Origin of the sequence: Novosphingobium soli (assembly GCF_042432915.1) — a bacterium.
Taxonomy (GTDB): Bacteria; Pseudomonadota; Alphaproteobacteria; order Sphingomonadales; family Sphingomonadaceae; genus Novosphingobium; species Novosphingobium soli.
Genome location: NZ_JBHLWK010000010.1, coordinates 180165 through 199444, shown reverse-complemented (window position 1 = coordinate 199444; position 19280 = coordinate 180165). Strand labels below are relative to the sequence as shown.

The following is a 19280-nucleotide window of genomic DNA, read 5'->3' as shown; positions in this document are numbered from 1 at the left end:
GGCGGGGTGTTGCCCGGCCGCGACGGATCGACGACTCACCCAATCATCATCAGGCTGGCGTTGCCGCCCGCCGCGGTGGTGTTGATCGAGGTGGAGACCTCCTCCAGCAGCCACGCGCCGTTCGGTCCGGCGCCCTGCCCGTCCCAGCGATAGACCGGCGTCACCGGGCCTTCGCGCTGCGCCATCTCCCGGCAGGCCGCGAGCACCGCGGCATCCTCACCCTCGACGACGCAGGCGGCGAAGGGCTCCGCGGGATCGGCACGGAAGCGCGCGGCCACTGGGGCGGGAAGGCCTGGGGGAAGGTCCATGCCCCCCAGGGTGGCGCGGTTGCCGGTGGCCAGCACGGCCGCCATCTGCCCCAGCAGCCCCTCGCGCGTGGCGGGGCGCAGCAGCACGCGCCCGCGCGGGTGGAGTGCATAGAGGTTGCGTTCGCCCACCGGCCCGGGCAGCTCGCGCTCGGTCGCCAGCGCAGAGGCGGCGCCGGTCGCGCGCGCGGCCTGCGCCATCGCCCCTTCGCCCTGCCCCTCGAGCCATTCCGCGAAGGCCTCCAGCAGCGCGGGCGGCGTGCCCCTGGCGCCGAGCACCGCCGGCGCCTGCCGGACCAGCCTGCCGAGATAGAGCGGCCCGCCCGCCTTGGGTCCGGTCCCCGACAGCCCGCGCCCGCCGAACGGCTGGACGCCGACGATCGCGCCTATGGTGTTGCGATTGACGTAAAGGTTGCCCGCCCGCACGGCTCCGGTCACGCGCGCGACGGTCTCGTCGAGGCGGGTGTGCAGGCCGAACGTCAGGCCGTACCCCGTCGCGTTGATGCTCTCCACCAGCGTGCCGAAATCTTCCCGGCGGAACCGCACGACGTGGAGCACCGGGCCGAAAACCTCGCGCTCGAGCTGCGCGATCGAGTCGATCTCGATGATCGTGGGCGCCACGAAAGTGCCCTGCGCCGCGTCCTCGTCCAGCGCAACCTGCGCCACGCGGCAGCCCTTCGCCTGCATAGCGGCGATGTGGCGCGCGATGCCGTCCCGCGCGTCGGCGCTGATGACCGGGCCGATGTCGATCGAGAGTCGGTCCGGATTGCCGACCCGCAACTCGGCCAGCGCCCCCTTGAGCATCGCCAGCGTGCGGTCCGCCACGTCCTCCTGCAGGCACAGCACGCGCAGCGCCGAGCAGCGCTGCCCCGCGCTGTCGAAGGCCGAGGCGATGACATCGGCGACGACCTGCTCCGCCAGCGCCGAGCTGTCGACAATCATCGCGTTCTGGCCGCCGGTCTCGGCGATGAAGGGGATCGGCCGTCCCTCGGTCGAAAGCCTGCCGGCGAGCTGGCGCTGGATCAGCCGCGCGACTTCGGTTGAGCCGGTGAACATGACCGCCGCCGTCTGCGGGGCGGCCACCAGCGCGGCGCCGAGCTCCCCCGCCCCCGGCATGAACTGCAACGCGTCGGCGGGCACCCCCGCCTCGTGCAGGATGCGCACCGCCTCGGCCGCGATCAGCGGGGTTTCCTCGGCCGGCTTGGCGAGGACCGGGTTGCCCGCGACGAGCGCCGCGGCGACCTGGCCGGTGAAGATCGCGAGGGGGAAGTTCCAGGGGCTGATGCAGACCACCGGCCCCAGCGGCACTTGCGCCGGGCCGAACGTCTCCCGCGCCCGCAGCGCGTAGTAGCGCAGGAAGTCGATCGCCTCGCGCACTTCGGCGACGGCGTTGGCGGCGGACTTGCCCGCCTCGCGGATGGCGAGCCCCATCAGGTCGGCCATGCGCGCCTGCATGACCTCGGCGGCGCGTTCCAGCATCGCCGCGCGGGTGGCGACCGGGACCGCGCCCCAGCCGCTCGCCGCGGCGCGGGCGACCGCCGCGGCGGCGTTCCCGGGCCCGGCTTCGGCGACGGAGCCGACGACGTCGCGGTGGTCCGCCGGGTTGCGTACCGGGCGCCCCGCCCCCTCGGCACCGGCCGGCGCCGCCCGCCAGTCGACCGCAGCGGAGGCCTGCAGCGCTTCGCCCAGCGCGGCGAGGGCGATCTCGTCCGAAAGGTCGATGCCGTCCGAGTTGCGCCGGTCCGGGTAGAGGTCGCGGGGCAGCGCGATCAGGTCGTGGCGCGCGCCCGGGCGCGCCATCGCGAACACCACGTCCACCGGGTCGGCGACCAGCGCGGAGACCGGCACGCCCGGGTCGGCAATGCGGTTGACGAACGAAGAGTTGGCCCCGTTCTCCAGCAGCCGCCGCACGAGATAGGCGAGCAGCGTCTCGTGGGTGCCGACGGGCGCGTAGATACGGCAGGGGCGGTCCAGCTTGTCCTTGCCCACGACCTGCGAATAAAGCGCCTCGCCCATGCCGTGGAGGCACTGGAACTCGTACTGCCCCACTGCGAAGTCCGGCCCCGCGAGGTGGTAGATCGTCGCCAGCGTCTGCGCGTTGTGCGTGGCGAACTGCGGGAACACCGCGTCGGGCGCGGCCAGCAGCTTGCGGGCGCAAGCGACGTAGGCGACGTCGGTGTGGACCTTGCGCGTGTAGACCGGGAAGTCGGCAAGGCCGTCCACCTGCGTGCGCTTGATCTCGGCATCCCAGTACGCGCCCTTGACCAGCCGCACCATGATCCGCCGCTCCGCGCGCCGTGCGAGATCGACGATCCAGTCGATCACCGCGGGGCAGCGCTTGCCGTAAGCCTGGATCACGAAGCCCAAACCGTCCCAGCCCGCCAGCTCGGGGTCGAGGGCGAGGCTTTCCAGCAGGTCGAGCGAGAGCTCCAGCCGGTCGGCCTCCTCGGCGTCGATGTTGAAGCCGATGTCGTAGCCGCGCGCCAGGGCGGCGAGCGTCTTCACCCGCGGCAGCAGTTCGCCCATTACCCGCCCCGCCTGCGCGCGGGCATAGCGGGGGTGGAGGGCGGAGAGCTTGATCGAGATGCCGGGCCCCTCGTAGACGCCCTTGCCGCCCGCCGCCCGGCCGATAGCGTGGATCGCGTTCTCGTAGTCGGCGTAGTAGCGATCCCCGTCGGCCGCGGTCGTCGCCGCCTCGCCCAGCATGTCGTAGCTATAGCGAAAGCCCTTCGCCTCCAGCTCGCGGGCGTTCTTCACTGCCTCGCCAATGGTTTCGCCGGTGACGAACTGCTCGCCCATCATACGCATCGCCAGGTCGACGCCGCGGCGGATCACCGGCTCGCCCGCACGCGCGACCAGACGGGTGAGCGCGGCGCCGAGGCCCCGGCTGTCCACCGTGCCGTCCACCGAGCCGACCAGCTTGCCGGTGACCACCAGGCCCCAGGTGGCGGCGTTGACGAAGAGCGACTTGCCGCCGCCCAGGTGCCCGCTCCAGTCGCCATCGGCGATCTTGTCGCGGATCAGCGCGTCGCGGGTGGCATCGTCCGGGATGCGCAGCAGCGCTTCGGCCAGGCACATCAGCGCCACGCCCTCCTGGCTCGACAGCGCGTATTCCTGCACCAGCCCCTCGACCCCGGTGCCCTTGTGGTTGGCGCGCAGCGCGGTGACCAGCGCGGTGGCGGTAGCGCGCACGGCCTCGCGCATGGCGTGGGGGAGCGTTGCCGCTTCGAGCAGCGGGGCCAGGCATTCCTCCTCGTCGCGGCGCCGCGCCTCGGCGATCGCCAGGCGCAGTGGCGAGAGGTCACGCACGGCAGGGGCAAAAGCGGCAAAGGGAGTCATCATTTTGGCAAAGTCCTGAGCGCGGAACCGGGATCCCGACGAACGTACTCCAATTCCATTTGCCGATACGCCTTATTGTCGCCACGTTGCTGACCGCTTTGACCTTTCTTTTGCCACTCTTCGGACGATATGCATGCCGAACGCCACCATACCAGTCGATCTGGACGAACTCGACCGCAAGATCATCGCCGTCCTGCGCAGCGACGGCCGGATCACCGTCACCGACCTGGCGAAGACCGTCGGCATGTCGAAGACGCCATGCCAGGTACGGCTGCGGCGGCTGATCGACAGCGGCGTGATCCGCGGCTTCCGGGCCGTGGTGGACCCGGCCAGCATGGGGCTGGACCACGTCGCCTTCGCCGAAGTGAAGCTCTCCGACACGCGCGAGGCCGCACTCACCGAATTCAACCGCGCCGTGCGCTGCATTCCCGAGGTGGAGGAATGCCACATGATCGCCAGCAGCTTCGACTATCTGCTGAAGGTGCGCACCGCCGACATCCGCCGCTACCGCGTGGTGCTCGGGGAGAAGATCTCCAGCCTGCCGCACGTTGCCAGCACCTCCACTTTCGTGGCGATGGAGACGGTGAAGGACGCCAGCAGCTGATCGCCGTGGCGGTGAACGCCGCGCGCGCGTTGACCGCCCCCGCGCCCGCCATAGTCTGGGCGCCACATCCGCCCCCGTCCCCCGCGACGAAGGCACGGGCGGGAGGGGAGAGAGATATGGCACAGCCACCCGTCGCGCCGGTCGCGATCGTCACCGGCGCCAGCCGCGGCGCGGGTCGCGGCATCGCCGTTGCGCTCGGCTCGCACGGTTGCACCGTCTACGTCACCGGTCGCTCGCAGAAGGAAGGCGACGCCTCCATGCCCGGGACCATCCACGCGACCGCCCGCGAGGTGGACGAGGCGGGCGGCCGCGGCATCGCGGTCGCCTGCGACAGCGGCGACGATGCCCAGGTCGCCGCGCTTGTCGACCGGGTGATCGCCGAGCAGGGCCGCATCGACATCCTCGTCAACAATGCCTGCGCCGTCCACGACGCGCTCGGCGCGCCCGGGCAGTTCTGGGAGAAGCCGCTGGCGATCGGCCGGATGATCGACGTCGGCGTGCGCAGCGGCTTCGTCACCACCTGGCACGCCGCGCCGCACATGGTGAAGCAGGACAAGGCGCTGGTCCTGTTCACCTCCTCGCCCGGCTCGATGCATTACTGCTTCGGCCCGGCCTACGGCGCCCACAAGGCCGGGCTGGACAAGATGGCGTTCGACATGGGCGTGGATTTTGCCGACGCCGGTGCCAACGTTGCCGCGGTCTCGGTGTGGATGGGCTCGCTCACCACCGAGCGACTGCTGCAGATGATGGAACAGATGCCCGAGCGTTTCGCCCACTTGGAAGGCACGCTGGAGTCGGCCGGCTACACCGGCCATCTCGCCTGGGCGATCTGGAGCGATCCGGAGATGATGCGCCACAATGGCCGAACGGTGATCGGGGCCGAACTCGGCCGCGACTACGGGATCACCGATGGGCCTGGCCGATACCCGCCGTCTTCGCGCGACGGCACTGGCGCCGCCCCGCCGGTCTATGCAGCGTACAAGGTGAAGTGAACACGCCGCGGTGTCGGCTCCGATCTTGACACGCGTAACCATTTAGGTTATACGCCCGGGCATCCGTCGATCCTGCGGCCGCTGGAGAGACGGTGTTTCGGGTCGGCGTCGTGGGCGGTGCGCGAGTGTAGCAGCCGTGGACCACGCCACAGCGTCTCCCGGAGCGGTTCATCGGACGGGGCGGCTTGCGGCCCCCTCCACCCCAGCTCCCGCGCAATGGGCCGTCTTCCACGCGAAGCGGCTTGCCGCGGGAGAGGATACGGCGCCAGTCTGCGAGCCCGCACCGCCGGTCCGAACCGCTCCGATCAGGGCCGAGCCGGGGTGTCATGGTCCCTACCCGGCCGTTCGCAAGAAGGAGACCAGAACTCCTCGCGCCCCCGCTGGGACGCCCCGACGCCGGCCCGAAGTTGCCTCGCGCTTTCCCTTGGCGTTACCCCGCGCTCGCCGGCGGGCAATTGGTCGTGCAGGGGCGCAACGCGATGGATGGGTGCTCAGGCCCCTCTGTCACCGACTGCGTCGGCGCCACCTCCCCATCGCTGCGCGACAGGGAGGATCGGAGCGCCCCTTCGGAGAGGGCGGTGCGATTGCGCTGCTTCGACAAGCTCGGCCTGAGCGGGCAACCCGCAGACGTGAAGGCCCCGAATCCGCCCGCCCGGCACAGGCCCGACTGCCGATCACCCCTCGACCCGCATGCCGCGCCGCCTAAGCCCGCTCGCCGCTCACCTTGGCCGAGCCGAACATGCCCATCTTGCACTTGCCCGAAACGGTGTCGCCGGCGAACTGCAGGTCGTACTTCAACGTGATCTTCATCGGCTTCTCGACCTTCATCTCGAACTTGACCTGGTTGCCGTCCAGGGTCCCGCCCGCGAAGTCCTGCCGTCCTTCGGGCGCCTGCAGGTAGCCCGAGACCGCCGTACCCGAGACGTCGAAGTGGGCCACCATCTCCTGCGGGCCCATCGGCGTCTTGAGCACCATGTTCCAGTCGCCGTCGATCCCGGCCGGCGCGGTGGGCGGGGGCGCGGCTTCGGCCGGCGCGGGCGCTTCCACCGCGGGCGCGGCGTGGGCGCCGTCCAGATGCGCGCGGGTGCCCGAGACGTCGCGACCTTCGATGACGTCGAGCACGCGCGCCGGGGTCAGCGGCAGGACCAGTTCCTCGATCTCCCCGAACGGAGAGAGCGCATCGGCGATGGCGTTCACCAGCGTCGGCGGGCCGATGATCGCCCCGCCCTCGCCCACGCCGCGCATGCCGCCGATGGTCTGCGACGGGGTGCTGGCGTGGAGATACTCGAAGTCCGGCACGTCGGAGATCGAGGGCATGAGGTAGTCCTTGAACGTCGCCGCCAGCGGGTTGCCGCGCGCGTCGTAGGGCATGTCCTCCAGCAGCACCTGCCCGATGGCCTGGGCCAGTCCACCGGCGATCTGCCCCTCCACAACCCCGGGGTTGATGACGGTGCCGCAGTCCTCGGCGCTGATCCAGCGCCGGATGCTGACGAAGCCGGTCTCGGCGTCGACCTCGACCATGCAGCAGTGCGCGGCGCTGGTCATCGTCATCGGCGGCGGCTGGTAGCGGTACTGCGCCTCCAGCCCGGAGGAGGCCCCCTCGGGCAGGCGCGCAGGCTCGCCATAGGCGATCTCGGCGATCTCGCGCAGCGAGCGCGACATCTCGGGCGCGCCGGCGATGTGGACCATGCCGCGGTCGATGGTCACCGTGTCCGGGCTGGCGTTGGACAGGTGCGCGGCAACCACCTTGACCTTCTCGGCCAGCAGCTGCGCGGCCTGCCAGGCGGCGCCGCCGGCGATGACCCCCTGCCGGCTGCCGGCGGCGCCCGGGGAGAACGCGCCGATGGCGCTGTCCCCCTCGTAGACGGTGATGTCCTCGTAGGCGACGCCCAGCTGCTCGGCGATGACCTGCGCCATCGTCGTCGCGGTGCCGTGCCCCTGCGAATGGGTGGAGAGCATGGCGACGACCTTGCCGGTCGGCTCGATCCGCAGCTGCACCGTCTCGCCGGTCATGGGCGCCATCGAGCCGGCCGAGCCGGTCGGCTCGATGTAGGCGGCGAAGCCGATGCCGAGGTAGCGGCCCTCCTTGCGCGCCTCCGCCTGCTCGCGCCGGAAGCCGGCATAGTCGATGTTCGCCATCAGCTTGTCCAGGCATTCGCCCGGCGTGATGTCCTCCACCGGGATGCCCATGCTGGAGGTGTGCGGCTGGTCGGAGAGGTAGACCAGGTTGCGGCGGCGCAGCTCCACCGGGTCGATGCCGATGCGGCGGGCGGCCTTGTCCAGCAGCGTCTCGCGCACCAGCGATTCCATCGCCCAGGGGCCGCGATAGCCGCCCAGCCCCATCGTGTTGGTGTACCAGCCCTGGGTGATAAAGCCGTAGGCGGGCAGCTTGTAGGCGGGCCACATGAACATGTGGACGGCGATGTTCGCGTCCTCGCCCATCGGCCAGGCGCCGTTGTTGCAGGCATAGTCGCACCACGCGGCCTGGAAGCGGCCCTCGTTATCGAGGCCCAGCGTCAGCGAGACGTCCTGCTCGCGCGCATGGCTGGAGGCGGTGAGCGATTCGAAGCGGTCCTCGATCCACTTGAGCGGGCGGCGCAGGATCTTCGCCGCCACCACTACCGCCACTTCCTCGCGCCAGGGAATGTTCTTGAGCCCGAAGCCGCCGCCGACATCGCGCGCCACCACGCGGATGCCTTCGTGCGGCATGCCGAGCGCCTGCGCCAGGTAGCGCGCGGCGAGGTGCGGGCTCTGGCAGCCCATCCACACCGTCATCTCCTCCGAACCGTCCGGCGAGGCGACGCAGGCGCGCCCCTCCATCGGCGACTGCGCGATGCGCTGGTGGCGGATGCGGGTGGACACGACATGCGCCGCCCCGTCGAGCAGCGGCTGGATCGCCTCCAGCGCATCCTCGTCGCCCATCTCGGCGGCGATGTTGTCGTCGCGGTCCGGATGGACGAGCGCGCCTGCCTTGGCGTCGGCGATGGTGACCACCGGGGTCTCCTCGTCCACCACCACTTCCACCAGCGAGGCGGCGTCCTCCGCCTGCGCGCGGCTTTCGGCGATCACCATGGCGATCGGATCGCCGACGCAGGCCACCCGCCCGTCGGCCAGCAGCGTCACCGGCGATTCGATGTTGGTGAAGAAGAAACTGAGCATCTGCACCGGTACGGCGCGCAGATCGTCCTGCGTCAGGATCGCCTGCACCCCCGGCATCTCGCGCGCGGCGTCGGTGTCGATGGAGACGATCCGCCCGCGCGCCACCGCCGAGCGGACGAAGGCGATGTGCAGCATTCCCGGCAGGCGGACGTCGTCGGTGAACTGGCCGCGCCCGGTCAGGAGCCGGCCGTCTTCCTTGCGGGGCTGGCGCGAGCCGACGTAGCGGACGGCGCCGACGCTCTTGGCATGGACGTTCATGCCGCCGCCTCCGTCCCGGCGCCGGCGAGCTGCCGGATGGCCCGGCGAATGCCCTGGTAGCCGGTGCAGCGGCAGATATGGCCGGACATCGCGGCGGTCAGCGCCGCCTCCACGTCCGGGCCCTGGGCGCCCGCGCAGTCCCGCGTGACGCAGGCCATGGTGATGGCGACACCGGGGGTGCAGAAGCCGCATTGCAGCCCGAAGTTGTCCTTGAGCGCCTGCTGCACCGGGTGGAGCGTCCCGTCCGCCGCGGCGAGGCCTTCGATGGTGGTCACCTCGGCTCCATCGGCCTGGACGGCCAGCATCAGGCACGAACGCATGGCCTGCCCGTCGATCATCACGGTGCAGGCGCCGCAGACCCCGTGCTCGCAGGCCAGATGGGTGCCGGTGTAGCCCAAGGCGTCGCGCAGGAATTCGCCGAGGCCGGTCCGTGCCTCCACCCGGGCGGCGTGGCGGTTGCCGTTGACGGTCACTTCGATGGCATGCTCGCTCATGCGGCGCTCCTGAGGTCCAGCGTTTCGCGCAGCGACCGCGCGAAGATCCGCGCGCCGACCGTGCGGCGGTATTCCGCGCTGGCATGGTGGTCGTCGAAAGGCGCGGTGTCGGCGACGGCGGCACGCGCCACCGCCTGGGCATCGACCTGCGCCAGCGCCGTGCCCAGCAGCGCCGCCTCCGCCTGCCGGGCGCGGATCGGCGTCGGCCCCATGCCGAACCACGCGATGCCGGCGCGGCTGACCGCCCCGCCCTCCAGCACCAGCGCGCCGACCAGCCCGACCAGCGCGAAGTCCCCCGGCCGCTGCGCCACTTCGCGGAACAGCACCAGGTGCCCCTCCGGCCAGTCCGGATAGACGATGCCGGTCACCAGCTCGTCGGGTTCGAGCACGGTCATGTAGGGGCCGAGGTAGAACTCCTCGGCCGGGACGGTGCGCGTGCCGCGCGCGGAGGCGATCTCTATTACGGCGCCGAGCGCCACAGCGGTGGCCGGCATCTCCGCGGCCGGCTCGCCCAGCGCCACCGAACCGCCCACGGTGCCCCGGTTGCGGGTCTGGTAGTGGCCGACGTGGCCGAGCGCGGTGACGAAGGCGGGCAGGTGCCGCGCCAGGGTCTCGTCCGCCAGGGCCTCCGCCTGCCGGATGGCCGGACCCACTCGCGTGCCGCCCTCCACCCGCGAGATACCGCGCAAGTCGGCGATGCCGTTGATGTCGACGAGTACGAAAGGCTGGCTCATGCGCAAGTTGAGCAGAGGCATCAGCGTCTGCCCGCCGGCGATCACGGTGGCGCCGCCGCCGGCTTCGGCCAGGATACGGCAGGCCTCCTCGATGCTGGTGGGGCGGGCGTAGTCGAAAGGGGCCGGCTTCACGTCCCGCACCCCCGGCGCCCGGCCTCGTAGGCGGCAGCCGCCGTGACGACCAGCAGCACCAGGACCAGCAGCGTCGTCGCCGTCCCGACTTGCGCGAGCATGTGCCCGGCAACGAGCGCCAGCACGACCGCGGCCACCCAGCCCCATAGCGGCGCAGGCGCCGCCACGCGCGCAGTGAGCGGGGACGCGGCCACCGGGGCCGCCCCCACGGCCGCCGGTGGCGCCGCAGCGACCGCAGTCGCCGCAGGAGCGGGCGCGGGCGTGCCGCCACCCACGACCTCTCCGAATTTCGCGAAGAACTTGCCGGCGAGGTTCTTTGCCGTGGCGTCGATGATCGGGCCGCCGAGCTGCGCCATGCGGCCGCCCACTTCGGCATCGACATTGTAGGACACCAGCGTGCCCCCGCCCTCGGCATCGGCCAGGCGCACCCGCGCCCCGCCCTTGGCCGAGCCGGCAATGCCGCCGTTGCCGGTGCCGGTAATCGTGTAGCCGTTCGGCGCATCCAGGTCCGAGAGCTGGACGTTGCCCTTGAAGCGCGCACCAATCGGGCCGATCTTCACCTCGGCCACGGCGAGGAAGCGATCGTCCCCGTCCTTTTCCAGGCTTTGGCAACCGGGAATGCACTGGGCCAGCACAGCGGGATCGTTCAGCGCCTCCCACACCTTGCGGCGCGGTGCGGCGATCCGCTGCTCGCCGGTCATCTGCATGCACGTGTCTCCCGTTTACCCGCGGCTCTGCGCCGTCCTCCTCGATTGAACGACGAGAACGAACGCGATGCAAGGGGTTGTGAGCGATGATGGATCTTAATTCCCCCGCAGGCACGTCGGGTCGCCGAACGCCGCGCGCGCGATACCGCCCCGGCGTTGCCGCCGGTGGTCTGCGAAGCGTGCCCGACCTGATACGCCTTCGGCAGAATCGAGCCCGCCGTGGAGCGAGCCAGAAGGAGAGGCAGTGATGTCCCAGCCCGCACCCGACGATTATGCGGTACTCGCCAGCGGCGTCTACCTGGAAGGCCTCGCGGTCGATCACGCGCGCGACGTGATCTGGTACAGCGACGTCGTGGCCGGCGGCGTCCACGGCGTCAGACCGGACGGCACGCCCTTTGCGACCCTCGATCCCGGGCGGATGTGGACGGGCGGGATCATGCTCGACGAAGGCGGCGCGGTGCTCTCCAGCGGCGAGGGCGGCATCCGCTGGAACCACCCGGAGACCGGCGGCTCGGGATGGCTGGTCGACACGCTCGACGGCGAGCCTGTCAACGGCATCAACGAGATGTGGCCCGACGGCGCGGGCGGCCTGTTCTTCGGCACGCTCGACATCGAGCACGTGATCGCCGCAAGGCCCACGCGCCCAACCGCTCTCTGGCGCCTCACGCAACAGGGCCGCACCATCCGCCTGGCAGACGGGCTGCGCTTCACCAACGGGATCGGCTACAATCCCGGGCTCGGCCAGTTCTACTGCTCCGAGACGTTCGGTCAGGCGCTCGCCTGGGACGTGACGCCGGACCTCGAGCTTACCGCAAAGCGCGTGCTGCTCGATCGCGACGACTGCGATGGGCTCGCCATCGACAGCGAGGACGCCATCTGGATCCCGGGCGTCTACTCGCCCGGCATCATCCGCCGCGTGACCCCGGCCGGGGACGAGCTGGTGCCGGTTCCCACCCCGCCCGGTGCCACCACGCAGGTCCGGTTCGGCGGCGCCGACGCGCGCGACGTCTACATCACGCTCGTCCCCGCCGACGCCGGCGAGTGCCTGAGGACGGGGCGTCCGCTCTCGGGCACCTCGACGCTGCAGCGCGGCCGCTCGGCGGTGCCGGGGGTGAAGATCGCCCCCACCCGGTTCGGCCTGCGCTGAGCCGTCGCCCCAAGTTCCCCCGGCCCTCTCCATCGGCCACAGCAAGGAAGCCAAGCATGAGTCCCGTTCCCGGAACCGTCGTCATCACCGGAGCCGCAGGCGGCATGGGCCGTCCCGCCGCCCAGCGCTTCGCGGCCCAGGGCCGCCCCCTCCTGCTCTGTGACCTCGACGCGGGCCGGCTCCAAGCGCTGGCCGATGAGCTGCGGCCGCTGGCCGGGATGGTGGACGTCCTGGCTGCCGACCTCGCCGGACCCGAGTTCCCGCAGCAGGTCATCGCCGCGCTCGGCAGCACTCCGCTGGCCGCGCTGATCCACACCGCCGGCCTCTCGCCGACGATGAGCGAGGGCCCGCGCATCTTCGCGGTCAACTTCGAGGCCACCGAAAGGCTGGTCGCCGCGCTGCTCCCCCACTTTGCCGAAGGCGGCTGCGCCGTGCTGATCTCCTCCGTCTCCGCCTACATGCTCGGGGACCCGGCGCTGCTGGCCGCGATCCAGCGGTTCGTCACCACGGGGGACCGCGCCGGCATCGCCTCCTACATGGATCACCCGGGCATGGCCTACGCGATCTCCAAGCGGGCCGTGATCGGCATCGTCGAGCGGGAGGCTGCGGCATTCGGCGCGCGGGGGCTTCGCATCGCGTCGATCGCGCCGGGCTTCATCGACACGCCGATGGGCCGCGCCGAGGCCGAGGCCAACGCGCAGCTTCGCGCCATGATCGGCATGGTGCCCCAGCAGCGCATGGGCCACGGCGACGAGATCGCCGCTGTCGCCGAGTTCCTGTGCTCGCCCGCAGCGTCCTACGTCAGCGGCTGCGACATCCGGGTCGATGGGGGGATCATCGGCCTGCTGGGGACGAATGCACCGCAGGCATGAGCGAGCTGGAAGACCTGCGCGCCGCCGTCGCCCGGCTTCAGGACCGGCAGGACATCCTCGACTGCATCGTGCGCGAGTGCCGCGCACGCGACCGGCAGGATACGGAGCAGATCGCCTCGTGCTGGTGGGAGGACGGGGTGGACGAGCACGGGGCGGTGGTGACCTTCGCCCCCGATTATCCCGAGCGCGCCAACGCCGGCCACCGCGGCGCCTTCCAGGCGACCAGCCACAACATCACCAACCATCTGTGCGAGATCGACGGGAACGTCGCCTATTGCGAGAGCTACGTCATCGGCGGGCTGTTCTGGAAGGACTCCTCGAAGACCTCCATCGCTTTCGGCCGCTACATCGACCAGCTCGAGAAGCGCGGCGGCGAATGGCGCATCGCGGTGCGCCGCTGTACCATCGAGATGACCGCCGATGCGGACCCGCGCTGGGTGTTCTCCGACGCGGTGAAAGGCTTCCTCAAGCACCAATGGAGCCGGCAGGACCCCTCCTACGAACGCCCCGTCCGGTGGACGGCGAAGGACGAAGGGGTGCGGTGGTGAGCCGGCCTCAGCCCCGGCCGGATTCGTGCTCGACCACGGTGGCGATGCGGAACGAGGCGCGGTCGAACAGGTTTGCCTCGTCCGCGACGATCTCGTCCGGCATCAGGCTGGTGGTGATGTAGGCCAGGGTCGCGCGGTAGATCTTCTCGTCCTCGAACCACAGTTCGGTGATGACGTCCGGCCCGTCGGTGAAGGCGCCGGTCTCGGGATGCGGCTGCGGGTCGATGTAGCGGCGGATGTAGCGGCTCACGCCTTGCGAGTAGGTTTCCGCGAGCGGCGCATGGCGGGTCTCGTAATAGTCGCGGAACGCCTCGATCGATATGTCGGGGCGCTTCTTCATGAATAGCAGGATCTTGTAGGCGTGGCCGGCCATGGTGCTCTCTCCCGTGAGTTCGGGAGGCCCGATAGCACGGGCCGCGTCGCCGGCAGCGCCGCCCTGGCGATGGCTCGCTCCCGGTGGCCGAGGGACACCGGGAGCGGCCCGCCTGCGCTCGGCTACTTCGCCTTGGGCCGGTAGGCCACGGCCTCCGTGGCAGCCGGCTCCACCGCGCCGCCGACCATCGTGGCAAGCGAGGCGCCATCGAGCCCCAGTTCCTTCATCAGGCCGTCGATCACCGGCGCCTGAGCCCGATACGCCAGCGCGGCGCTGACCGCATCGTTGGCGAGGTTGCCGGATCCTGCGGCCGCAGGCGCTCCGGACACGCCGCCCTTCTGGGTGAGGCCATCGACCTGGACGATCTTGATCGAATCGATCGCTTCCAGGGGCCGCACGCTCTCGCGCACCACCTCGGGAAGAACCTTGAGCAAGGCCATCTTCATCTGCAGCGAGATCTGGTCCGAGCTGAGCAGGTTGGCGGCCTCGTTGATGGCACGCTGGCCCGCCGCCTCGACCTCGAAGCGCACCCGCGCCGCCTCGGCCCGCAGCTTCTCGGCCTCGGCCTCGCCTTCCGCCTCCAGGCGCACCGCCGCCGCGCGGTTGGTGGCGGCTTCCTTCTCGGCCTCGGCCTGGACCTTGACCGAGATGGCCTGCCGCTCGGCCTCCTTAGCCGCCTCGATCAGTTCGATGCGCTTGGCGCGCTCGGCGACTTCGGTTTCCCGGCTCGTGGCGACCTGCTCCTCGGCGGCGACTGCCTTGGCGCGCGCGGCGTCGGCTTCCGCCTTGGCCTGGCTTTCCTCGCGGCTCTTGTTCTGCACCGCGATCTGCTGCTCTTGGCGCGCCAGCTCGACGGCCTGCGCCTGTGCGATACGGGCCTCCTGGATGGCACGGTCGGCCTCGATCTGCTTGGAGTCGACCTGCTGCTTGGCGAGGATCCGGGCTTCCTCCGCCTCGCGGCCGCGCGCGGCCTGCTCGCGGGCGACCTCGGCCGCCTGCTCGGCCCGGCGCATCTCGACCTCGCGCTCCTGCTCCAGGCGGGCGAACTCGTTGTCGCGCTGGATCGAGAAGGTCTGGCGGGCGGCCTCCAGGTTCTTCGTCTCGATCTGGACGCGCGTTTCCTGCTCGATGTCGTTGCGCGCCTTCTTGCGCAGCTCGATCTGCTCGGTGAGCTTGGTCAGACCTTCGGCGTCAAACGCGTTGTTGGCGTTGAAGTGCTCGATCGAGGTCTGGTCGAGGCCGGTCAGGGAGACCGATTCGAGCTCGAGCCCGTTCATCGCCAGGTCCGAGGAGGAGACCTGCTGCACCTTCTGGACGAAATCGGCGCGCTGCTCGTGCAGCTGGTTCATCGTCATGCCCGCCGCGACCGAGCGCAGCGCATCGACGAACTTGCCCTCGACTAGTTCCTTCAGCGCCTCCGGGTTCATGGTGCGCGCACCCAGCGTCTGCGCCGCCATCGCAATGGCCCCGGCATCGGGACGAACGCGCACGTAGAACTCGGCCTTCACGTCGATGCGCAGGCGATCGAGCGTGATGAGCGCGTCCTGGTTCTTGCGCTCGACTGCGAGGCGGACGGTGTTCATGTTCACGGGCATGGTTTCGTGGAAGATCGGCAGCACGATCGCGCCGCCGTTCATCACGACCTTCTCCCCTCCGATGCCCGTGCGGACAAAGCCGATTTCCTTGCTCGCGCGGCGATAAAGCCGCGCCAGCATGATGCCGAAGGCCAGCAAGAGGACCACGACAACGCCGACGATGATGCCGATGTCGAGAAGGCCGCCCATTTTCCAAGTCTCCCGAGGAGGATGCTGCGGCCGGCACGTTGCCCCGCTCTGGATTTCATCCCCCTGCCGGCCGAGCATAGGCGAGCCCGCGCGGCACTCCTAGCGAAACCGGACGGACGCCGGACGAATTTCCCAAGTTAAGCAGCTGAAAAGCAGCAGCTATTCTGCTGCTGATGGTGCCGCAGGTCGCGAACTCCCCGCCAGATTAACTTCTGCTGTTCAGTCCAGCCGCGGCAGGTAGTGCTCGCCGCGCGAAATGCCCTTGAACAGCTCGCCCTCGCGCCGCACAAGCAGCAGCGTCTCGCCGACGACGAAGCGCTGACCCTGGTTGTCCGGCTCGACCATGACATGGTGGACCTGCCCGTGGTGGTCTCGAACCCGCGCCCGTGCCGGCGAGCCCGGCGTCGCGGTGCCGATGACGATCTCGGCCTCCCGCCCGACGAGCTGGGCCACGTCGATCGCCGTCGTCTCGTCGTGCGGCAGGATTCGTCCCAGCGGCCGCGCGACAGCGCCGGTCGCGGGCAGTGCGACGAGCGCGGCGACCGGGGCCATGATCCAGGCCGTGAGCGGGTGTCCGGTCAGCGCCATCAGCAGTTCCTGCCCGGCCAATCCGAGCGCGCCGAACGCTCCCAGCAGCAGCATGAGCCACATCAGGAACGGCAGTCGCCCGAAGCCGATGATCGAGAGCAGCCCGGAATCGAGCGAGAGGTCTGCATCGACCTGCGCGTCGACGTCGAGGTCGGTGTCCGCGCCCAGCAGGTCGCCGAGGCCGACCACCTGCATCACGGCCAGGACCAGCATGATGCCCAGCGCCGCCGTGAACGGCAGGCTCCCGTCGCGCGTCAGGAGCTCAATCACCCTCGACGTACTTCGTCTCGAGGAAGCGCCCCCGGGTCGCCAGCGCATCGATGTCGTTGCGCGAGAGGTCCTCGCTCACCGCCTCGATCTGGTCGGCGATCACGCAAAGGCCGTCCACCAGTTGCTCGGAGGGCGTGGTGCCGCCCGGACCCGGACGGCTGCGCATCGCCGGCGGAATGCGGGTATAGCTGTCGACCATGCCCGGAAGGTGCTCGGCCAGGAGCTTGCGCACCTCGCGCGCGGCAGGCCCGCGCTCGTCCAGCACGGCGAGTTGCGGAGCCAGCTGCTCCAGCCGCACGCCGATCATGTCGATCGCGTCCACCGCGGCGTTCGGCAGCGCGCGTCGCCTGCCCTCCAGCCACAGCTCGGTCGAGCCCGCGAGCTCGGGCAGGCTGGCGGTGTCGAGGTCGCCCACGCGCGTGCGCGGGGTGGCGGGGTAGATCGACAGGACGACAAAGACCGCGATGCCCAGCAGCACCGACAGCAGCGTCGCGGCGAAGGAGATGCCCCCCAGCGCCAGCGCCGTCACCAGCGCGGCGATGTAGATCCCCGCCATCGCCAGGAAGGCGCGGCGCAGGCGGCGCAGCCGGAACCGCCACTGCTCCTTGCGGGCGTTGTAGAGCCGCGCCGCGCGCTGCCGCCGCGCGGCGCGCACGATCTCCTGAGAAACCCGGGCCGGTACTTGCGCCATCGTCGCTTAGTCCAGCGCCTCCAGCAGCGTCCGCGCCGCCGCATCGTCACCCGCGGCGAGCCCCTCGGACTGCCCCTGCGCGCGCGCGATGTAGGCCTTGGACTTGCCGATCTCGCCTTCCAGAGCGGTCACCGTCTGCTTCATCGAATCGAGCGCCTTGAGCTTGAAGGTGTCGATCGAATCCATCGTGTCGTAGATGTTCTGGAAAGCGCGGCTCAGCGTCTCCAGCGGGATGGTCGCGTTCGCAGCCTGCTCGTGGATGCGGGCGGTGTTGTCCTTCAGCATCTGGCCGGTGCCGTCGATGATCCGGGCGGTGGTGGTGTTGAGCGCGGTGACCTGGTCGAGCACCAGCTTCTGGTTCGCCATCGCCTGGGCCACGGTCACGGCGGTGCGCAGCGCGCCGACCGTGGTGGTCGAGGCGCGATCCACGCCCTTCACCAGTTCGACGTTGTTCTTCTTGACCAGATCGAGCGCGAGGTAGCCCTGGACCGAGACCGCCATCTGGGTGAGCAGGTCCTGCGTGCGCTGGCGAACGTAGAACAGCGCGGATTCGCGCAGGGCCTTGGCCTTGGCCGGATCGGTGTGGTCGAGGTCGTTGGCCTTCTGCTCCAGCGCCTCGTCCAGCGTGCGGGCCATGTAGATCATCTGCTCCAGCTTGCCCATGGCCGCCCACAGGTTCTGGCGCTCGACGTCGATGGCGGCATTGTCCATCAGGAGTTCGTCCTTGCCGCCCTGCAGACGGGCGAGGATGGCGCTGATGTGCCCTTGCGCGCTGGTGTAGCTGTCGAAGTAGTTGCGCAGCTTGGAGCCGAACGGGATCACACCGAAGAGCTTGCGCGGCGCCAGCAGATTGCCCTTCGTGCTCGGGTCGAGCTCCTCCACCGTGCGGCGCAGCTCGGCAAGGTCCGCGCCCACGCCCGCGTCTTTGTCCATGGCCCGCACCGGCCGGTCGAGGAAGCGGTTGGAGTGGCTGGAGGCCTGCGAGATCTCCTTGCGACCCATGTTGGTGATCTGGTCCACCCGGCGGCCGAATTCCGGCGACGCCGCATCCTGCGAGACGAGGTCGTTCACGAACTCGTCGACCCGCACCTGCAGCTTGGACTTGGCCTCTTCGCCCACCGGGACGAGTCCGGCCGCGCGCTCGGGCTGAACGGTGGGCACCGGATCGGGCGGGGTCAGCTTGAGCTCGGTTGCAGTATCGGTGGCAGTGCTTGCCATGGGACGCCAAATCCTCGTGAGAAACCCGGTTAACCCGGAATCTATGTGCGCGCTGGGCCGACTACAAGGAAAACCGGAGCGGGTGGAGGCTCAGTCCTCGACGAACGGGCCACCGGGATCGACCATGAGCATCGAGTCGTCGCGCGCCACCACGGCCAGCGCCAGCCCGGCCGCCCGCGCCCGGCGCACCGCGAGGTCGGTGGGGGCGGAGATCGTCACCAGCAGCGGGCACCCTGCACGCACCGTCTTCTCCACCAGCTCATAGGAGCAGCGCGAGGTCATCACCACGAAGCCCTGCGCCGGGTCGATCCCACTCCGGGCCAGTGCACCCACCAGCTTGTCGAGCGCGTTGTGTCGGCCGACGTCCTCGCGCAGCGCCAGCAGCCGCCCCGTCTCGTCGCAGAAGGCGGCGGCATGGGTGGCGCGGGTACGCGCGCCGAGCGCCTGCCCCGCCCGCATGGCATCGAGCCCGCGGCGGATCGCCTGCGGCGTCGCCGCCGAAGCACGCGCCAGCGGCGGCAACGGCCGCAGCGCGGCTTCCACGCCCTCGATCCCGCAGATGCCGCAGGAGCTGTCGCCAATCCGGCGCCGAGCGCGCTCGAGGATCGGCCCGAGGCGATCGGGCGGCAGGTTGACGCGGGCGACATAGCCTGTGCCCCAGGGACCGGCCTCGGACGCGTGGAGCACAACTTCACCCACCTCCTCGGTCCGCGCGAGACCCTCGGCCAGGAGGAAGCCGGTGACGAAATCCTCGAGCTCGAGCGGCGTCGCCATCATCACGGCATAGGCGATCCCGTTGGTCTCGATCGCGATCGGCGCCTCCACCGGAACGTCTGCCGCGACTCCGGCACCGGGCGCGCCGGTGTAGTCCGTCAGCCATGCGCGGAGCGTGACCGCGCCGGGGGTGTGTTCAGGATCGCTCAGGTCGGACTCCTCACGCATTCCGGCCCCGTGAGCGGAGCCCCGCGCTGCCATCTAGAGCCCTCGCGCGGGGCAGGATCAAGCTCTCATCCACGAAACCGCGCATCGCACCAGGATGTATCCTGTTGGATGCTTTTCACGCGT

Annotated in this window: 16 protein-coding genes; 5 read left to right on the top strand and 11 right to left on the bottom strand. The window is 70.4% G+C overall.

Annotated features, from left to right (window positions below; all coding sequences use genetic code 11):
* Nucleotides 1-35 precede the first annotated feature (35 nt).
* Nucleotides 36-3644, bottom strand: coding sequence for a trifunctional transcriptional regulator/proline dehydrogenase/L-glutamate gamma-semialdehyde dehydrogenase (gene putA / locus ACFFJC_RS07405; RefSeq protein ID WP_379487210.1), 3609 nt, complete (start codon nucleotides 3642-3644; stop codon nucleotides 36-38).
* A 133-nt stretch (nucleotides 3645-3777) separates the two neighbouring features.
* Here putA and ACFFJC_RS07400 point away from each other — a divergent pair, with 133 nt between their 5' ends.
* Both ACFFJC_RS07400 and ACFFJC_RS07395 read left to right on the top strand, forming a co-directional pair.
* The gene (locus ACFFJC_RS07400; protein ID WP_379486858.1) at nucleotides 3778-4248 is read left to right on the top strand and encodes an Lrp/AsnC family transcriptional regulator; all 471 of its coding nucleotides are present in this window, start codon (nucleotides 3778-3780) and stop codon (nucleotides 4246-4248) included.
* A gap of 116 nt (nucleotides 4249-4364) precedes the next feature.
* The gene (locus ACFFJC_RS07395) at nucleotides 4365-5240 is read left to right on the top strand and encodes an SDR family NAD(P)-dependent oxidoreductase (protein ID WP_379486857.1); all 876 of its coding nucleotides are present in this window, start codon (nucleotides 4365-4367) and stop codon (nucleotides 5238-5240) included.
* A gap of 702 nt (nucleotides 5241-5942) precedes the next feature.
* On the opposite strand, the gene ACFFJC_RS07390 is transcribed toward ACFFJC_RS07395, so the two are convergent.
* From ACFFJC_RS07390 to ACFFJC_RS07375, 4 genes are read right to left on the bottom strand one after another with little or no spacing between them, the layout of a single operon-like run.
* Nucleotides 5943-8657 (bottom strand): xanthine dehydrogenase family protein molybdopterin-binding subunit, encoded by a 2715-nt coding sequence (locus tag ACFFJC_RS07390; RefSeq protein ID WP_379486856.1) that lies wholly within the window; start codon nucleotides 8655-8657, stop codon nucleotides 5943-5945.
* Nucleotides 8654-9151 (bottom strand): (2Fe-2S)-binding protein, encoded by a 498-nt coding sequence (locus ACFFJC_RS07385; protein ID WP_379486855.1) that lies wholly within the window; start codon nucleotides 9149-9151, stop codon nucleotides 8654-8656. Before ACFFJC_RS07385 ends, ACFFJC_RS07390 begins: the two co-directional genes overlap by 4 nt.
* A complete protein-coding gene (locus ACFFJC_RS07380; protein WP_379486854.1) occupies nucleotides 9148-10017 on the bottom strand; it encodes an FAD binding domain-containing protein in 870 nt (289 codons plus the stop codon). The genes ACFFJC_RS07385 and ACFFJC_RS07380 overlap by 4 nt, the downstream gene beginning before the upstream one ends.
* The gene (locus ACFFJC_RS07375; RefSeq protein ID WP_379486853.1) at nucleotides 10014-10724 is read right to left on the bottom strand and encodes an SRPBCC family protein; all 711 of its coding nucleotides are present in this window, start codon (nucleotides 10722-10724) and stop codon (nucleotides 10014-10016) included. The genes ACFFJC_RS07380 and ACFFJC_RS07375 overlap by 4 nt, the downstream gene beginning before the upstream one ends.
* A gap of 247 nt (nucleotides 10725-10971) precedes the next feature.
* Between ACFFJC_RS07375 and ACFFJC_RS07370 the strand changes: the two genes are divergently transcribed.
* Genes ACFFJC_RS07370 through ACFFJC_RS07360 form a run of 3 tightly spaced genes read left to right on the top strand, consistent with a single transcriptional unit; the run spans nucleotide 10972 to nucleotide 13291 of the window.
* Nucleotides 10972-11871: an SMP-30/gluconolactonase/LRE family protein gene (locus tag ACFFJC_RS07370; RefSeq protein WP_379486852.1), complete on the top strand. Its 900-nt coding sequence runs from the start codon at nucleotides 10972-10974 to the stop codon at nucleotides 11869-11871.
* Between the two features lie 56 nt (nucleotides 11872-11927).
* Nucleotides 11928-12743, top strand: coding sequence for an SDR family NAD(P)-dependent oxidoreductase (locus tag ACFFJC_RS07365; protein ID WP_379486851.1), 816 nt, complete (start codon nucleotides 11928-11930; stop codon nucleotides 12741-12743).
* On the top strand, nucleotides 12740-13291 hold the full coding sequence (locus ACFFJC_RS07360) for a nuclear transport factor 2 family protein (RefSeq protein ID WP_379486850.1): 552 nt from the start codon (nucleotides 12740-12742) through the stop codon (nucleotides 13289-13291). The genes ACFFJC_RS07365 and ACFFJC_RS07360 overlap by 4 nt, the downstream gene beginning before the upstream one ends.
* Nucleotides 13292-13298: 7 nt before the next feature.
* Here ACFFJC_RS07360 and ACFFJC_RS07355 read toward each other — a convergent pair whose 3' ends face one another.
* From ACFFJC_RS07355 to fdhD, 6 genes are all read right to left on the bottom strand, one after another.
* Nucleotides 13299-13664 carry an EthD domain-containing protein gene (locus ACFFJC_RS07355; RefSeq protein WP_379486849.1) on the bottom strand — a complete coding sequence of 122 codons (366 nt, stop codon included), beginning with the start codon at nucleotides 13662-13664 and terminating at the stop codon, nucleotides 13299-13301.
* A gap of 122 nt (nucleotides 13665-13786) precedes the next feature.
* On the bottom strand, nucleotides 13787-15448 hold the full coding sequence (locus tag ACFFJC_RS07350; RefSeq protein WP_379486848.1) for a flotillin family protein: 1662 nt from the start codon (nucleotides 15446-15448) through the stop codon (nucleotides 13787-13789).
* A gap of 219 nt (nucleotides 15449-15667) precedes the next feature.
* On the bottom strand, nucleotides 15668-16306 hold the full coding sequence (locus tag ACFFJC_RS07345) for a YqiJ family protein (RefSeq protein ID WP_379486847.1): 639 nt from the start codon (nucleotides 16304-16306) through the stop codon (nucleotides 15668-15670).
* Nucleotides 16299-16997 carry a hypothetical protein gene (locus ACFFJC_RS07340; protein ID WP_379486846.1) on the bottom strand — a complete coding sequence of 233 codons (699 nt, stop codon included), beginning with the start codon at nucleotides 16995-16997 and terminating at the stop codon, nucleotides 16299-16301. Before ACFFJC_RS07340 ends, ACFFJC_RS07345 begins: the two co-directional genes overlap by 8 nt.
* Nucleotides 16998-17003: 6 nt before the next feature.
* Nucleotides 17004-18215 carry a toxic anion resistance protein gene (locus tag ACFFJC_RS07335; protein WP_379486845.1) on the bottom strand — a complete coding sequence of 404 codons (1212 nt, stop codon included), beginning with the start codon at nucleotides 18213-18215 and terminating at the stop codon, nucleotides 17004-17006.
* A 90-nt stretch (nucleotides 18216-18305) separates the two neighbouring features.
* A complete protein-coding gene (gene fdhD, locus ACFFJC_RS07330; RefSeq protein WP_379486844.1) occupies nucleotides 18306-19157 on the bottom strand; it encodes a formate dehydrogenase accessory sulfurtransferase FdhD in 852 nt (283 codons plus the stop codon).
* Nucleotides 19158-19280 lie beyond the last annotated feature (123 nt).

Excerpts from the sequence above, each read along its gene's own strand:
- putA (WP_379487210.1), bottom strand. The coding sequence starts at position 3,644 with ATGACTCCCTTTGCCGCTTTTGCCCCTGCCGTGCGTGACCTCTCGCCA.
- ACFFJC_RS07400 (WP_379486858.1), top strand. The coding sequence starts at position 3,778 with ATGCCGAACGCCACCATACCAGTCGATCTGGACGAACTCGACCGCAAG.
- ACFFJC_RS07395 (WP_379486857.1), top strand. The coding sequence starts at position 4,365 with ATGGCACAGCCACCCGTCGCGCCGGTCGCGATCGTCACCGGCGCCAGC.
- ACFFJC_RS07390 (WP_379486856.1), bottom strand. The coding sequence starts at position 8,657 with ATGAACGTCCATGCCAAGAGCGTCGGCGCCGTCCGCTACGTCGGCTCG.
- ACFFJC_RS07385 (WP_379486855.1), bottom strand. The coding sequence starts at position 9,151 with ATGAGCGAGCATGCCATCGAAGTGACCGTCAACGGCAACCGCCACGCC.
- ACFFJC_RS07375 (WP_379486853.1), bottom strand. The coding sequence starts at position 10,724 with ATGCAGATGACCGGCGAGCAGCGGATCGCCGCACCGCGCCGCAAGGTG.
- ACFFJC_RS07370 (WP_379486852.1), top strand. The coding sequence starts at position 10,972 with ATGTCCCAGCCCGCACCCGACGATTATGCGGTACTCGCCAGCGGCGTC.
- ACFFJC_RS07365 (WP_379486851.1), top strand. The coding sequence starts at position 11,928 with ATGAGTCCCGTTCCCGGAACCGTCGTCATCACCGGAGCCGCAGGCGGC.
- ACFFJC_RS07360 (WP_379486850.1), top strand. The coding sequence starts at position 12,740 with ATGAGCGAGCTGGAAGACCTGCGCGCCGCCGTCGCCCGGCTTCAGGAC.
- ACFFJC_RS07355 (WP_379486849.1), bottom strand. The coding sequence starts at position 13,664 with ATGGCCGGCCACGCCTACAAGATCCTGCTATTCATGAAGAAGCGCCCC.
- ACFFJC_RS07350 (WP_379486848.1), bottom strand. The coding sequence starts at position 15,448 with ATGGGCGGCCTTCTCGACATCGGCATCATCGTCGGCGTTGTCGTGGTC.
- ACFFJC_RS07340 (WP_379486846.1), bottom strand. The coding sequence starts at position 16,997 with ATGGCGCAAGTACCGGCCCGGGTTTCTCAGGAGATCGTGCGCGCCGCG.
- ACFFJC_RS07335 (WP_379486845.1), bottom strand. The coding sequence starts at position 18,215 with ATGGCAAGCACTGCCACCGATACTGCAACCGAGCTCAAGCTGACCCCG.
- fdhD (WP_379486844.1), bottom strand. The coding sequence starts at position 19,157 with ATGCGTGAGGAGTCCGACCTGAGCGATCCTGAACACACCCCCGGCGCG.